Annotated in this window: 18 protein-coding genes; 14 read left to right on the plus strand and 4 right to left on the minus strand. The window is 65.4% G+C overall.

Annotated elements, in window-relative coordinates; translation table 11 throughout:
- Window positions 1-64: 64 nt before the first annotated feature.
- Window positions 65-670 carry a dTMP kinase gene (tmk, locus tag ACEWFR_RS21720; protein WP_374063014.1) on the minus strand — a complete coding sequence of 202 codons (606 nt, stop codon included), beginning with the start codon at window positions 668-670 and terminating at the stop codon, window positions 65-67.
- Window positions 671-774: 104 nt separating this feature from the next.
- Between tmk and ACEWFR_RS21725 the strand changes: the two genes are divergently transcribed.
- From ACEWFR_RS21725 to cofG, 4 genes are all read left to right on the plus strand, one after another.
- Window positions 775-1,698 carry a complex I NDUFA9 subunit family protein gene (locus ACEWFR_RS21725; RefSeq protein ID WP_374063015.1) on the plus strand — a complete coding sequence of 308 codons (924 nt, stop codon included), beginning with the start codon at window positions 775-777 and terminating at the stop codon, window positions 1,696-1,698.
- A gap of 247 nt (window positions 1,699-1,945) precedes the next feature.
- Complete coding sequence (locus tag ACEWFR_RS21730; RefSeq protein WP_098724377.1) at window positions 1,946-3,124, plus strand: tubulin/FtsZ family protein; 1,179 nt, start codon at window positions 1,946-1,948, stop codon at window positions 3,122-3,124.
- A gap of 171 nt (window positions 3,125-3,295) precedes the next feature.
- The gene (cofC, locus tag ACEWFR_RS21735) at window positions 3,296-3,991 is read left to right on the plus strand and encodes a 2-phospho-L-lactate guanylyltransferase (RefSeq protein ID WP_374063016.1); all 696 of its coding nucleotides are present in this window, start codon (window positions 3,296-3,298) and stop codon (window positions 3,989-3,991) included.
- Between the two features lie 72 nt (window positions 3,992-4,063).
- Window positions 4,064-5,227: a 7,8-didemethyl-8-hydroxy-5-deazariboflavin synthase subunit CofG gene (gene cofG, locus ACEWFR_RS21740; RefSeq protein ID WP_374063017.1), complete on the plus strand. Its 1,164-nt coding sequence runs from the start codon at window positions 4,064-4,066 to the stop codon at window positions 5,225-5,227.
- 102 nt (window positions 5,228-5,329) lie between these two features.
- On the opposite strand, the gene ACEWFR_RS21745 is transcribed toward cofG, so the two are convergent.
- The 3 genes from ACEWFR_RS21745 to ACEWFR_RS21755 all read right to left on the minus strand — a co-directional run bounded on the left by ACEWFR_RS21745 (window position 5,330) and on the right by ACEWFR_RS21755 (window position 6,922).
- A complete protein-coding gene (locus ACEWFR_RS21745) occupies window positions 5,330-5,500 on the minus strand; it encodes a hypothetical protein (protein WP_374063018.1) in 171 nt (56 codons plus the stop codon).
- Window positions 5,501-5,647: 147 nt separating this feature from the next.
- The gene (locus ACEWFR_RS21750) at window positions 5,648-6,106 is read right to left on the minus strand and encodes a nucleoside deaminase (RefSeq protein ID WP_374063019.1); all 459 of its coding nucleotides are present in this window, start codon (window positions 6,104-6,106) and stop codon (window positions 5,648-5,650) included.
- 57 nt (window positions 6,107-6,163) lie between these two features.
- Window positions 6,164-6,922 carry an SDR family NAD(P)-dependent oxidoreductase gene (locus ACEWFR_RS21755; protein ID WP_374063020.1) on the minus strand — a complete coding sequence of 253 codons (759 nt, stop codon included), beginning with the start codon at window positions 6,920-6,922 and terminating at the stop codon, window positions 6,164-6,166.
- A gap of 140 nt (window positions 6,923-7,062) precedes the next feature.
- Here ACEWFR_RS21755 and ACEWFR_RS21760 point away from each other — a divergent pair, with 140 nt between their 5' ends.
- The 10 genes from ACEWFR_RS21760 to ACEWFR_RS21805 all read left to right on the plus strand — a co-directional run bounded on the left by ACEWFR_RS21760 (window position 7,063) and on the right by ACEWFR_RS21805 (window position 12,175).
- Window positions 7,063-7,701 carry a cyclase family protein gene (locus ACEWFR_RS21760; RefSeq protein ID WP_374063021.1) on the plus strand — a complete coding sequence of 213 codons (639 nt, stop codon included), beginning with the start codon at window positions 7,063-7,065 and terminating at the stop codon, window positions 7,699-7,701.
- A 535-nt stretch (window positions 7,702-8,236) separates the two neighbouring features.
- A complete protein-coding gene (locus ACEWFR_RS21765; protein ID WP_374063022.1) occupies window positions 8,237-8,623 on the plus strand; it encodes a hypothetical protein in 387 nt (128 codons plus the stop codon).
- 91 nt (window positions 8,624-8,714) lie between these two features.
- The gene (locus ACEWFR_RS21770; RefSeq protein ID WP_374063023.1) at window positions 8,715-9,065 is read left to right on the plus strand and encodes a hypothetical protein; all 351 of its coding nucleotides are present in this window, start codon (window positions 8,715-8,717) and stop codon (window positions 9,063-9,065) included.
- A 47-nt stretch (window positions 9,066-9,112) separates the two neighbouring features.
- Window positions 9,113-9,391: a ubiquitin-like small modifier protein 1 gene (locus ACEWFR_RS21775; protein ID WP_374063024.1), complete on the plus strand. Its 279-nt coding sequence runs from the start codon at window positions 9,113-9,115 to the stop codon at window positions 9,389-9,391.
- 72 nt (window positions 9,392-9,463) lie between these two features.
- Window positions 9,464-9,673, plus strand: a complete 210-nt coding sequence (locus tag ACEWFR_RS21780; RefSeq protein WP_374063025.1) for a hypothetical protein — start codon at window positions 9,464-9,466, stop codon at window positions 9,671-9,673.
- Between the two features lie 93 nt (window positions 9,674-9,766).
- Window positions 9,767-10,573, plus strand: coding sequence for an AzlC family ABC transporter permease (locus tag ACEWFR_RS21785; RefSeq protein WP_374063026.1), 807 nt, complete (start codon window positions 9,767-9,769; stop codon window positions 10,571-10,573).
- The gene (locus ACEWFR_RS21790; RefSeq protein ID WP_374063027.1) at window positions 10,563-10,883 is read left to right on the plus strand and encodes an AzlD family protein; all 321 of its coding nucleotides are present in this window, start codon (window positions 10,563-10,565) and stop codon (window positions 10,881-10,883) included. Before ACEWFR_RS21785 ends, ACEWFR_RS21790 begins: the two co-directional genes overlap by 11 nt.
- A 62-nt stretch (window positions 10,884-10,945) precedes the next feature.
- Window positions 10,946-11,206 carry a hypothetical protein gene (locus tag ACEWFR_RS21795; RefSeq protein ID WP_374063028.1) on the plus strand — a complete coding sequence of 87 codons (261 nt, stop codon included), beginning with the start codon at window positions 10,946-10,948 and terminating at the stop codon, window positions 11,204-11,206.
- A complete protein-coding gene (locus ACEWFR_RS21800; RefSeq protein WP_374063029.1) occupies window positions 11,207-11,617 on the plus strand; it encodes a hypothetical protein in 411 nt (136 codons plus the stop codon). It abuts the gene before it with no gap.
- 105 nt (window positions 11,618-11,722) lie between these two features.
- Window positions 11,723-12,175: a pyridoxamine 5'-phosphate oxidase family protein gene (locus ACEWFR_RS21805; protein ID WP_374063030.1), complete on the plus strand. Its 453-nt coding sequence runs from the start codon at window positions 11,723-11,725 to the stop codon at window positions 12,173-12,175.
- Window positions 12,176-12,201 lie beyond the last annotated feature (26 nt).

Raw genomic sequence — 12,201 nt, forward strand, 5'->3', positions numbered from 1 at the left:
ACGCCACCGTCTCCGACGGGAATTGCTCCGGTGGAACGGCGGACGGACGAATCGATGGACGAGGTCAGCGCGACTCGCCGACCGCTTCGGCCAGCGCGTCCGTCACCGCCTCGAGCACCGCCTCGGGCGACTGCGTCGCGTCGACGCGGACGAACCGATCGGGGTCGCGCTCGAGCAGCCGCTCGTAGTTGTCCCGAACCGACGCGAGGTACTCGGCGCGTTCGAACTTGTTCGTCGTCCCCGCACGAGCGGCGGCGGTTTCGGGGTCGATATCGAGGTAGATCGTCAGATCGGGATCGATCGAGAACGGCCGATGGACGTCGACGACGTACTCGAGTGGGTCCTCGAGGTCGTAGCCCTCGGCTGCTGCGAGCGTCGCGCCCTGATAGGCAAAGCGCGAGTCGGAGTAGCGATCGGAGACCACGAGGTCGCCGCGCTCGAGGGCGGGTTCGATCACCCGAGAGAGGTGATCGGCGTGATCGGCAGTGTAGAGGAAGAGTTCTGCCAGCGGGTCGGCGTCGTCGTCCTCGATGGAGCGATAGACGGCCTCGCCGTACCAGGAATCGTCCGTGGGTTCGCGCGTGAACGTGGCCTCGGGGTAGCGCTCGCGCAAGGCCTCCCAGACCGTCGTCTTGCCGCTGCCGTCCAGTCCCTCGAGCGTGACGAGCATGGTCGACCCTCCTCGTGACGGGTACTACAATCTGTCGAGAGCGTCGAACGGGCCACGCGGTGTCGCCGCCCATCTATTTATCGCTGCGAAGTCACGTTTCGGCCATGAAGATCCTCGTCGCCGGCGGCACCGGCTTCATCGGTACGAACCTGTGTGCGGAACTGGTCGAGCGCGGCCACGAGGTGACGGCGCTCTCCCGGTCACCGGTTGACGATGACCGGCTCCCCGACGGCGTCGAATCAGCGCTGGGCGACGTCGGCGCCTACGACTCGATCGTCGACACCGTCGCGAGCCACGACGCCGTCGTCAACCTCGTCTCGCTCTCGCCGCTGTTCGACCCGCCCCGCGGGACGAGCCACCGGGAAGTCCACCTCCGGGGCACGGAGAACCTCGTTCGCGCCGCCGAAGCCGGCGGCGTCGACCGATTCCTACAGATGAGTGGGCTCGGGGCCGATCCGAACGGCGCGACCGCGTTCATTCGCGCCAAGGGCGAGGCAGAGGCGGTGGTCCGCGACTCCGCGCTCGAGTGGACGATCGTTCGGCCGTCGGTCGTTTTCGGCGACGGCGACGAGTTCGTCGGTTTCACGAAGACGCTGACGACACCGTACCTGACGGCGTTGCCGGGTGGCGGAAAGACGCGGTTTCAACCCATCTGGGTCGGTGATCTCGTCCCCATGCTGGCCGACGCGCTCGAAGACGACGCCCATATCGGCGAGACCTACGAGCTCGCCGGCCCGCAGATCGTCACGCTCGCGGACGTGACGGAGCTCGCTTACGGCGCCGAAGGAAAAGACGTCAGAATCGGAACGATCCCGATGGGACTGGCCAAGCTCGGGCTCTGGGCGATCGGTCCGCTGCCGTTCGTTCCGTTCGGCCTCGATCAGGCTCGATCGCTCGAGTTCGACAACACCGTCGACGATAACGACGTGACCGCCTTTGGCCGGGATCCGGCATCGATGACGACACTCGGCGCGTATCTCGGCCGCAACGGGACGGACCGTCAGGAACGATCGGCGAAAACGATCTGACTTCCAGATCGGAGTCGTCGTCGTCCATAGCAACTGATTACGTCGCGATCGGGGTCGAGACAACACCTAACTTAAAAAACAGTACGAGACGCAGTACGCGGCGTTTTCGAGTTCGGAGAATCGGCGCAAATACCACTCCAGTCATCCGATATGGAGGAATAGTAAAGAAGACGTGAAATTCAGTTCAGCACAAGACTTATATCCTCCATTGCACTGGTACCAATTCAACGGAGCCCCCAAACAAACAATGAAGCTGGCGATGATCGGATTCGGACAGGCCGGTGGCAAAATCGTCGATCGATTCCTCGATTACGACGATCGGACGGGTAGCGGAATCGTCCGCGCGGCGATTGCCGTCAACTCCGCGAAGGCGGACCTCATCGGTCTCGATAATATACCACAGGAGAATCGCGTACTCATCGGCCAGGCCCGCGTCAAGGGCCACGGCGTGGGTGCTGACAACGAACTCGGCGCGGAAGTCGCCGAGGAGGACATCGACGAGGTACAGAACGCCATCGACTCGATCCCGACCCACGAGGTCGACGCCTTTCTGATCGTCGCCGGTATGGGCGGCGGCACCGGTTCCGGTGGCGCGCCCGTCCTCGCCAAACACCTCAAACGAATCTATACGATCCCGGTCTACGGCCTCGGCGTCCTGCCGGGGACGGACGAAGGCGGGATCTACACGCTCAACGCGGCCAGATCGTTTCAGACGTTCGTCCGCGAGGTCGACAACCTGCTCGTCTTCGACAACGACTCGTGGCGACAGACCGGCGAGTCCATGGAAGGCGGCTACGACCAGATCAACGAGGAAATCGTCCGCCGCTTTGGCATCCTCTTCGGCGCCGGCGAGGTCGGAGAGGGACAGGAAGTCGCCGAGAGCGTCGTCGACTCCTCCGAGATCATCAACACGCTCTCCGGCGGTGGTGTCTCCACCGTCGGCTTCGCCTCGGAGGATGTCGAGGTGAACTCGAGTGGCGGCCTGCTTTCTCGGTTCACCGGCGACGACGGCGGCGACGACAATCTCGACGCCGCGAACACGACGAACCGAATCACGAGCCTTGTCCGCAAGGCCGCACTCGGCCGCCTCACGCTCCCGTGTGAGATCGAAGGCACCGAGCGCGCCCTGCTCGTGCTTTCCGGACCCTCGGAGTATCTGAACCGGAAAGGCATCGAGCGCGGGCGGAAGTGGCTCGAGGAGGAAACGGGAAGCATGGAAGTTCGCGGCGGCGACTTCCCGCGCGGGGAGCCCGAAGTGGCTGCGGCGATCTTGCTTTCCGGCGTGACGAACGTCCCGCGGATCAAACGGCTGCAACAAGTCGCGATCGAGGCCCAGGACAACATCGACGACATCCAGCAAGACAGCAGCGAGAACCTCGAGGAACTCGTCGAGGACGACGAGGACGAACTCGAGCCGCTGTTCTAGGCCGTCGTTCGTTCGAAAATCGCGAGCGAACGGACTCGTGTCGGGGGGCACGAGCCCGGGAGCACAGTCGCGCTCGCAGTGCGGACTGTTCGCGGCGTGTATTTTTCGACGGCGAACGGGTGCACTCCGACGTGTTTTTGAGCGTGCCCGAACTACCGCAACCAGATTCAGATGCGCGTTCTGGTCCCGTTCGCCGCCGAGATGCCGAAGACTCGCCTCGAGTCCGTACTCACGCCGGCCGAGCGCGGGGCGCTTTCCCGCGCCATGCTTGCAGACGTCCTCTGTGCGATCGTCGGCGCGGGACACGAACCGAGGATCGTCTCGACTGCGCCACTCGATCTCGAGGCGTTCGATCTCCCGGGCGAGGTCGCCGCGTCGGTATCGGGTACGGTCGACGATCGATCGCTGACGGACGCGGTCAACGCGCGACTCCCGGGAAGTGAGCGCCGCGACCGTGCGGACGACGTTCCCGACGCCGTCGCCGTCGTCATGGCCGACCTCGCGCTGGCGACCCCCGACGCGCTCGAGACGCTCCTCTCTACCGAGGCCACTATCGCGATCGCGCCGGGGCGCGGCGGCGGGACGAACGCGCTCGTCGTTCGACATCCCGAATTCCTTGTGGATTACCACGGAGCCTCCTATCTCGACCATCGCGAGATCGCTCGCGACGTCGGTGCCAGCCTCGAGACGGTCGACTCGTTCCGACTGGCGACCGACATCGACGAACCGACGGATCTCGTCGAGGTACTCGTCCACGGGCTCGAGACGAATCGCGCACCCGCCCGTCTCCGGGCGTTCGGGTTCGAACTCGACGAGCGTGACGGACGCGTCGACATCGTTCGCGACGAGAGTGTCACAACGAAGTAACGCGGTGGTTGCCCGCCAGCCCGCCGCACAGGAAGGCAGTCCTTATGTGCCAAGGGACGACATCCAGAGGTAATGTTTCCCGGGGCGAGCGAGTACGGCGTCGATATCGCGGTCGACGACGGGGCCGTCGAAGAGCTCCTGCAGGTCAGCCCGAACGATGTCGAGGCACCGCCGGCGCTGACGTTTTCGCGAAACGTGTTCATCCCGCTCACCACGGCCTGTCGCTACACCTGTACCTACTGTACCTACTTCGATCCGCCGGGGCAGGCCGAACTGCTCTCGCTCGAGGAGATCCGCGATATCTGCCGGCGCGGGGCCGACGCGGGCTGTACGGAAGCGCTGTTCACGTTCGGCGACGATCCCGACGACCGCTACACGGAGATTCACGCGCAACTCGAGGAGTGGGGCCACGACTCGATTCATACCTATCTGCGCGAGGCCTGTGAAGTGGCGCTTGAGGAGGGACTCCTCCCGCACGCCAATCCGGGCGATCAGACCCGCGAGCAGCTGGCGACCGTCGCGGACGTCAACGCCAGCATGGGCGTGATGCTCGAGACGACCGCGGAAGTTGGGGCCCACGCCGGGCCGCGGCGCAAGGTGCCCGGCCAGCGGCTGCGGACCCTGAAAAACGCCGGCGAACTGGACGTGGCCTTTACGACCGGAATTCTGGTGGGAATCGGCGAGAACTGGCGGGATCGCGCGGAGAGCCTGCTCGCGATCCGCGAACTGCACGATCGGTACGACCACATTCAGGAGGTGATCGTCCAGCCGGTGGTGGAGAACGAACGCTGGTCAGGGGGCTCGCCCGACCTCGCGACCATGCGGCAGGTCACGGCGATGGCCCGCGTCGCCCTGCCCGAGGAGATCTCTGTCCAGGTGCCGCCGAACCTCGCCCCCGCCAAGGACCTGATCGACTGCGGCGTCGACGACCTCGGCGGCGTCTCGCCGGTCACCGACGATTACATCAATCCCGAATACAAATGGCCCGCGCTCAGGGAACTCGAGGAGATCGCGGCCCACGCGGGCGTTCCACTGGGAGAGCGGCTGCCAGTCTACGAGCGGTTCCTGCCGTCCGACCTCCGGACCGACGGCTTCGACGGCCGGCTGGCCGACGGCGCGGACGGCGATCGGAAGTGGATCTCGCCGACGATTCGGGACGCGCTCGAGGCTGAGGACTCGGCCGGCGAGCGCTATCGGACAGTGCTTCGGGACGAGACGGCGACCACTCCCCGCTGAGCGCGGTCAATGGCACGCTATCGGACGACTGTCGATCGGACTGCTCTCGAGGGTCGATATCGCGGGGTGGGGTCGGAGTATCCCGCGCGTCGCTGCGGAGTTCTAATCGTAGAGTTGCACGATTGCCAGAAGGATCACTGGTGAAATGATGATGAACACAATTATGAAGAGCGGACCGAACGCCACTGCGATCGGGAGAACGGATACCAGCAGTAGGACGATCAGTAGTGCGATAATGACGTTGAGGCGGAGTATCACTCCATCGTCCGCCATTATTTTGAAGTTAATTTTAAGGATATAAAATGTTTGGAGTGGCAACCGAGTCAGTTACTCGCGCTCGAGGCGACCCGGTGCGACGGCACAACCACAGGATGGATGGCGGAACTTGGCGAAAAGCCGATGACCCGATCCGTCTCGAGGTTACGACAAGAAGTAGTCCTCGTGGACCGCAAGTCCCTCGTCCTCGAGCACCGGTCCCTCCACGATCGTCGACCCGTCGGCCCGATCAATAACTTCCTCACAGGGGATTTCGATCACGCCGTCGTCCCGAACGTCCGCGAGCGAGTCGACGGGGACGCTGTAGACGACCCGGCCCAGCCCCGCGTAGACGATCGCGCTCGCACACATCGGACACGGCTCGGTGCTCGTGTACATGGTACAGGACTCGAGTTCGTCTGGCTCGAGTTCGCTCGCGGCCCACCGAGCCAGTTTTAACTCGGGATGAGCCGCGATGTCGTCGTCAGTGAGCGTGGTGTTCTCGGCCGTCCGAACGACCGCGTCGTCGACGACGAGCAGGGAGCCGAAGGGGGTGTTGCCGTTCGCGGCCGCCGATTCCGCGAGGTCGATCGCCTGCTGCACAGAGGACTCGTCAGTAGTCATGGCGGGCGTTCGGCCGCCGGTCCCGAAACGCTTCCCCTCCGGAAACGGGGTCGACCGTTACGTACAGGAGAAGCCGCCGTCGACGACCAGCGCCTGGCCGGTGATCCAGTCGGCTTCGTCGCTCGCCAAGAACAACATCGCGTTCGCGATATCTTCGGGCTCCCCGAGACGCTTCAGCGGATAGTGGCGAGACATCTCCGCTTTGGTCGCCTCCCACTCCTCCTCAGTTCGGTTCTGCCGGGGCATCGCGGTGTCCGTCACGCCCGGACAGACCGCGTTCGCCCGAACGCCGGCCGGCCCGACCTCCGCCGCGACCGTCCGCGTGAAGTTGACGACTGCACCCTTCGACAGCGAGTAGGCTCCCAACTGCGGCGCGCCGATGACGCCGGCCAGCGACGCCGTGTTGACGATGGCTCCCGACCCCTGCTCCCTGAAGTGGGGAATCACGGCGTGACAGCCGTTCCAGACGCCCTTGACGTTGACGTCAATCACTCGGTCACGCTCGCCCTCGTCGATCTCCTCGACCGTCGCGCGCTCGTGGCTCACGCCCGCGTTGTTCACCATGATATCGAGACCGAACTCCGAGACCGCCTCGTCGACGGCCGCGTGGACCGCGTCGGCGTCGCGGACATCCAACTCGAGCGCGGTGCCCGCTTGCCCCGCGTCCTCGACGCGGTCGATCGTCTCCTCGGCGCCCTCGAGGTCGATATCGGCCGCGACGATCGTCGCACCCTCCTCGGCGAACAATTGCGCTGCTTCCCGGCCGAGGCCGGACCCTGCACCCGTGATAAATGCTGTCTTGCCTTTGAGTCGCATGCCCATACATTGTCGAGCGGTGGCATAAATCATGATATATGATCCGGTGACCCGCGTTCGACCGTCCAGGGGAGGGAACGGTCGCCGCTCGGTGAACGCGTTCGCACAGCATTATGTCCGTCCGGCGACGGCGATCACGTATGCACGTCGATCTCACCCAGCCGATCGAGACGGGGATGCAGACCTATCCCGGCGACCCCGAGGTCGCCGTCCGCCCCCACGCGACCGACGAGGAGGACGAGGCTCGCGTCTCGGCCCTCGAGTGCGGCAGCCACACCGGGACCCACGTCGACGCGCCCGCCCACACCGAACCCGACGGAAAGACGCTCGACGGCTACCCCCTCGAGCGGTTCGTCTTCGACGCCGTCCGGGTCGATTGTCGCGACCTCGAGGCTCGCGAGCCGATTCCCGCATCGCGAGTGCCCGACAGTGACGCCGATCTCGTCGCGTTCTGGACCGGCTGGGACGCCCACTGGGGGACTGACCAGTATCTCGAGCACCCCTATCTCTCGCCGGCCGCGGCCGAAACGTGTGCCGACCGGGGCCTCGACGTCGCCGTGGACGCGCTCAATCCGGATCCGACGCCGACAGAAAACGCGAGTGCGGACGAGCCGGAGGGGGTTCAGGCCCACCACGCGCTGCTGGGCGACGAGTCGCTGATCCTCGAGAACCTGACCGGACTCGGAGCGGTCGGGGACCGGTTCGAGCTCCGGGCGTATCCGCTGGCGCTCGCAAGCGACGGCGCGCCGGTTCGAGCCGTTGGCGTCGTGAGCGAATAGCGCGCCTCCGTGTCGTTCGAAGACTCGAGTGGTTCAGGAATGAGTCGAGTGGAACTGTGAACAGGAGGCAGGCCCTGCTATCGTGGCAACGCGGAATCGCCACGCCCTCCCCAGCCGATTGCTGCTCACGGGCGCTGCGGGACGGTTTCACCGTCCCGACAGTCGCGGCGCAACGCGCCGCGCACTGCCCGTTCGCATGGTTCGCGGAACCGCCGGTTCCGCGCTAACGCTCGGTCACTCCGCTCCCTCGCTCATCCACTGGAAGACGCGAGCGTCTTCCAAGCCGTCACTCACAAAGTTCGCGAAGACCTCGCACGGAGTCGTCGCTCGTCCTCGTTATCACTCGGACGATCAACGGCGCGCGCCACCGCATATCGGTTTATCAAATAGGGAGGGGAGACGGGTTTCCCGATCTGTCGCTGTGCTGGTCGTCAGAAAACGGCACGCGACCGCGTGTCGTGACTCGGTTCGCGGTGGTCCGATTTCGACCGAATCGGGGACCACGTTCTTGCCAGTCGACTCCATATACCGTCGCATGGACGAAATTGCCCTCGGTGTGCCGGAACCGATCCTCGAGCGACTGCCGGAAGACGACGAGAGCGCGGCCGCGGACATGCAGAAGGCCGTTGCGGGCTGGGAAGAGCAACTCAATCGGGTCATCGCGGAGGCCGACGACGAACGCGAGGCTGCCGGGAAAGTGCTCGAGGCGATCGACCGCTTCGAGGAGCGCTACGAGACCTACGACGCGTTCGTCCCTGAACTGCGGGCGTGGGGCCAGTCGCCGATCTACGCGATCGCGTGGCGGACGCTGTACGCCGACGTGATCGCCCAACTGCACGAGCACGACGAACTCGGTGAGCACCTCGATCGGGAGCGAAACGCTCGACTCGTCGAAGACGGGATCCGCCTGAAAGATCTGTAGCGATCGCCAGAACGCGGCTCGAGACGGACGGAGAGTGTCCAGCGGATGTCTCAGCCCAAGCGTTCAAATCTACAGACTGACTAGGGACGGTATGGAGTTCGCTATCTCCCGGTCGGGGACAACGCTCGTGACGCTACACGGCGGATCCGATACGACCGCCTGCGACGATGCGACGACCGAACTCGCGGACACCCTCGAGTCCCTCGCGGCCGCGGGGACGATCACCGACTGGGAAATCGACGCCGCTGACGTGTACGAACATCCGAACGCCCCGTTCGACCCGTACACGATCACCCTCGAGTTTTCGGTGACGGTTACCGTCGAGGCCGACGACGCCGACGCGGCGAGCGAGCGCGGCGCAAGCGTCATCGACAGCGCGCTCGCGAACGCCGACATCGAGTCGGTCACGTATACGTCGTCGCCGGCGGCCTCGACCGCCTGATCTGGCCCACCGCCCGCACTTATGGCGTCCGAACACGAGTATAGGGTATGGACATCGATCTCCGATTTTTCGCCACCTTTCGGGAAGCCGTCGGCGCGAAAGAGCGAACGCGAACCGTCGACGACGACGCGACCGTCGGCGACGTGCTCACCGACCTCGAGACCGAGTACGACGGCCTCGAGGGGCAGTTACTCGAGGACGGAGCGATCCGGCCGCAGTTGAGCGTGCTGAAAAACGGCCGCAACGTGGTGCACATGGCGGGAGTGGACACGTCGCTGGAAGCGGGCGACGTGATGTCGGTGTTTCCGCCGGTCGCCGGCGGATAACAGCGTGGAGACCCTCACGGGAGGCTGAGAGCACCCCTACACTTTTTTATCAGTGTAGTAAGAGTATCGCGTATGCTCGATGTCGTCGCCGAACTGCTACTCGAGTTAGGGTTCGACCGATTCGTCGGCAGCGGCGACAACCGGACGACGGCCCAGCAGTGCTGTCTCTTCGTCGGCGTCGTGGTCGTCCTGCTCGCGGTCGCCCTCGCGGTCACCGGCGGCCCGTGGTACGGACTCGCCGCGGCTCTCGTCGGCGTCGCACTGATCGTCTACGGACGGTGAGCCGCCGGTCATTCGTGCGAAGCGCTGGCGAGAATCACGGCGTCTGCGGGCGATTTCGAGAACGCTTTACGCCTCGTTCGCCTCGAGACGACCGTGACGGAAATCGACGGTAGCGCCCCGGACTCGAGTCCCGTCCCCGGCCCCGGCGAGTCCGCCGGCCGGCCGTCTGACGAGCAAACCGAGGAGACGCGGATCACCGCAGACGACGAGAGCGAGGCCGTGACGTTCGATCGGGAGGGGATCCGCGCCGGCTTTCTCACCTGTCTCCCGGTCGCGATCGGCGTCGGCGGCTACGGGATCGCGTTCGGGATGCTCGCCCGCCGGGCCGGGCTGAGCGTCGCGGAGGCGACGCTGATGAGCGCGACCGTGCTCGCCGGTGCCGCCCAGATCGTCGCCGTCGAACTCTGGGCGGAGCCGATCCCGGTCGCGACGATCGTCCTCGCGACGCTCGCAGTCAACCTGCGCTACTCGCTGATGGGCGCGGCGCTGGGACCGTGGCTCGAGCGACTCTCGGCGCTCCGGGGCTACGGGAGCCTCCTGCTCATGGCCGACGAGAACTGGGCGCTGACGATGCGCGAACTCAAATCCGGCAGCGGTCGCGGCGCGTTCCTGCTGGGGACCGGCATCGCGATGTGGGTCTTCTGGGTCGGGGCGACGATCGTCGGCGCGGCCGCCGGCGGCGCGATCGGCGATCCGACGCGGTACGGCATCGACTTCGTCCTCGCGGCGGTCTTCGTCGCACTCGCGGCCGAACTCTGGGAGGGGCGCTCGACGCTCGTGCCGTGGCTCGTCGCGCTCGCGACCGCCATCCTCGCCGCGGAGTTCGTTCCGGGGCAATGGTACATCCTGCTCGGCGGCTTCGCGGCCGCTGCGGTGGAGGTGGTCCGCTATGATCGGTGAGGGAGCGTTCGCGCTCGACCCCCTCATCGTCGGGACGATCCTCGCGATGGCACTCGTGACCGCCGTTACGAAAGTCGGTGGCTTCTGGCTCCTGCGGCGGATCGACGTGAGCGAGCGACTCGAGGCCGGGCTCTCGGTCCTGCCGGGGGCGATCGTGATCGCGATCCTCGGGCCGGAACTGGCGGCCGGCGGGCCGGCGGAGTGGGGCGCGGCCGGCGTCGTCTTGCTGGTTATGTGGCGAACGGAGAGCATCCTGCTATCGCTGTGTGGCGGTGTCGGAGCCGTCGTGTTGTTTCGCGCACTCATCTAACGGGTCCGCTCTCCCGGTACCGCCGAACGCGATTTTATCCGTTCGGCGGTCGAATCACGGGTATGGTAACGCGTATCGAGCGCTCCTTTCGCGGCATCTCCGAACGGCTCGTGATCCGGTATCTGACGAATCTCGGCGGCGAGCAGGTCGCCGAGGACACCGTCGCGGGCGACGACTGGACGGCGACGTTCTCGTCGGAGACAGTCGGCATCGGCCCCTCGTTACAACTGACCGAGGTGACGATCGTCTTCGAGGGCGACGACGACACACTCGAGCCGCTCGTCGAGCGGTTTGCACAGAAGGCGATGCGCGCGGGTGGGTGAATGGCGGGCGAACCGATCGAGGGACAGGTACTCCTCCTCACCGCCGCCAAGGCGAGCGTTCCGGGGACCCGACTGCCCGACCTGATCGAACGCGCGCAGGTCGCGTTGGGACCGAGGCTCGAGCGCTACCGCCGGGAGTACGAACGGCTGTACGCGGGCGACGGCCTCGAGATTTTTCTCGTCGACTGGGGCCACTGGGAGGAGATCGGCGACGAGATCGACGCGACCGATCGCGAACTGTCCGCCATCCGCCGGGCACACGAGGAGCAGTTGCTGCGGATCGGCCGACGAACGGATCGTGAGGATGAGTTCGAGACGGCCCTCGAGATTCGGGAACCGGTCGTCATCGGGACGAACGAGAACGGAACCGGTGGCGACACCGGCGGTGAACGCGGCTCACCGAGTCGATAACCCCGTACCGGACAGGTATCGCCACCGGCAGTGCGCCGTCGATGCCCCTCGAAGTCGATGGCAACTATAAAGATCACGTTGTACCTTTAGCAACCCACCCAGACGATGGCTATCGACCAGGAGACCGAGATGACGGACGTGCAGATCGACGACTTCCTCCGTCGCCGCGAGACCGGGGTGTTGTCGCTCGCACGGACGGACGAACCCTATGCGATCCCTATCTCGTATGGCTACGACGACGGCGAGCGGGAATTTTACATGCGAATGGTGTCGACGCCCGACAGCGAGAAGCGTCAGTTCCTCGAGTCCGCGCCGGAAGCGCGACTCGTCGTCTACGACGAAGCGGATTCGACCTACCGGAGCGTCATCGCCACGGGGAGCCTCGAGAGCATCGAACCGTCGGAACTGACGCCGGACGAAATCGCCCAGCACGGGAACGCGAAGCGGCCGCTGTTCGAAATCTGGGCGGAAGGGAAAGACGCACTAAATATCGAACTCTACCGGCTCACGCCGACGTCGCTCGACGGGCGACGGACGGAAGTCGATCGCGAGAAGTGAGAACGGAGTCGAGTCAACGCCATCGA

Origin of the sequence: Natrinema sp. H-ect4 (assembly GCF_041894845.1) — an archaeon.
Taxonomy (GTDB): Archaea; Halobacteriota; Halobacteria; order Halobacteriales; family Natrialbaceae; genus Natrinema.

What these genes read in the sequence shown, in the direction of transcription:
- cofG (WP_374063017.1), top strand. Translation starts at nt 4,064, where the DNA reads ATGTTTCCCGGGGCGAGCGAGTACGGCGTCGATATCGCGGTCGACGAC.
- ACEWFR_RS21730 (WP_098724377.1), top strand. Translation starts at nt 1,946, where the DNA reads ATGAAGCTGGCGATGATCGGATTCGGACAGGCCGGTGGCAAAATCGTC.
- ACEWFR_RS21770 (WP_374063023.1), top strand. Translation starts at nt 8,715, where the DNA reads ATGGAGTTCGCTATCTCCCGGTCGGGGACAACGCTCGTGACGCTACAC.
- ACEWFR_RS21755 (WP_374063020.1), bottom strand. Translation starts at nt 6,922, where the DNA reads ATGCGACTCAAAGGCAAGACAGCATTTATCACGGGTGCAGGGTCCGGC.
- ACEWFR_RS21795 (WP_374063028.1), top strand. Translation starts at nt 10,946, where the DNA reads ATGGTAACGCGTATCGAGCGCTCCTTTCGCGGCATCTCCGAACGGCTC.
- ACEWFR_RS21775 (WP_374063024.1), top strand. Translation starts at nt 9,113, where the DNA reads ATGGACATCGATCTCCGATTTTTCGCCACCTTTCGGGAAGCCGTCGGC.
- ACEWFR_RS21725 (WP_374063015.1), top strand. Translation starts at nt 775, where the DNA reads ATGAAGATCCTCGTCGCCGGCGGCACCGGCTTCATCGGTACGAACCTG.
- ACEWFR_RS21765 (WP_374063022.1), top strand. Translation starts at nt 8,237, where the DNA reads ATGGACGAAATTGCCCTCGGTGTGCCGGAACCGATCCTCGAGCGACTG.
- ACEWFR_RS21745 (WP_374063018.1), bottom strand. Translation starts at nt 5,500, where the DNA reads ATGGCGGACGATGGAGTGATACTCCGCCTCAACGTCATTATCGCACTA.
- ACEWFR_RS21790 (WP_374063027.1), top strand. Translation starts at nt 10,563, where the DNA reads ATGATCGGTGAGGGAGCGTTCGCGCTCGACCCCCTCATCGTCGGGACG.
- ACEWFR_RS21805 (WP_374063030.1), top strand. Translation starts at nt 11,723, where the DNA reads ATGGCTATCGACCAGGAGACCGAGATGACGGACGTGCAGATCGACGAC.
- ACEWFR_RS21780 (WP_374063025.1), top strand. Translation starts at nt 9,464, where the DNA reads ATGCTCGATGTCGTCGCCGAACTGCTACTCGAGTTAGGGTTCGACCGA.
- ACEWFR_RS21750 (WP_374063019.1), bottom strand. Translation starts at nt 6,106, where the DNA reads ATGACTACTGACGAGTCCTCTGTGCAGCAGGCGATCGACCTCGCGGAA.
- ACEWFR_RS21760 (WP_374063021.1), top strand. Translation starts at nt 7,063, where the DNA reads ATGCACGTCGATCTCACCCAGCCGATCGAGACGGGGATGCAGACCTAT.
- cofC (WP_374063016.1), top strand. Translation starts at nt 3,296, where the DNA reads ATGCGCGTTCTGGTCCCGTTCGCCGCCGAGATGCCGAAGACTCGCCTC.
- ACEWFR_RS21800 (WP_374063029.1), top strand. Translation starts at nt 11,207, where the DNA reads ATGGCGGGCGAACCGATCGAGGGACAGGTACTCCTCCTCACCGCCGCC.
- tmk (WP_374063014.1), bottom strand. Translation starts at nt 670, where the DNA reads ATGCTCGTCACGCTCGAGGGACTGGACGGCAGCGGCAAGACGACGGTC.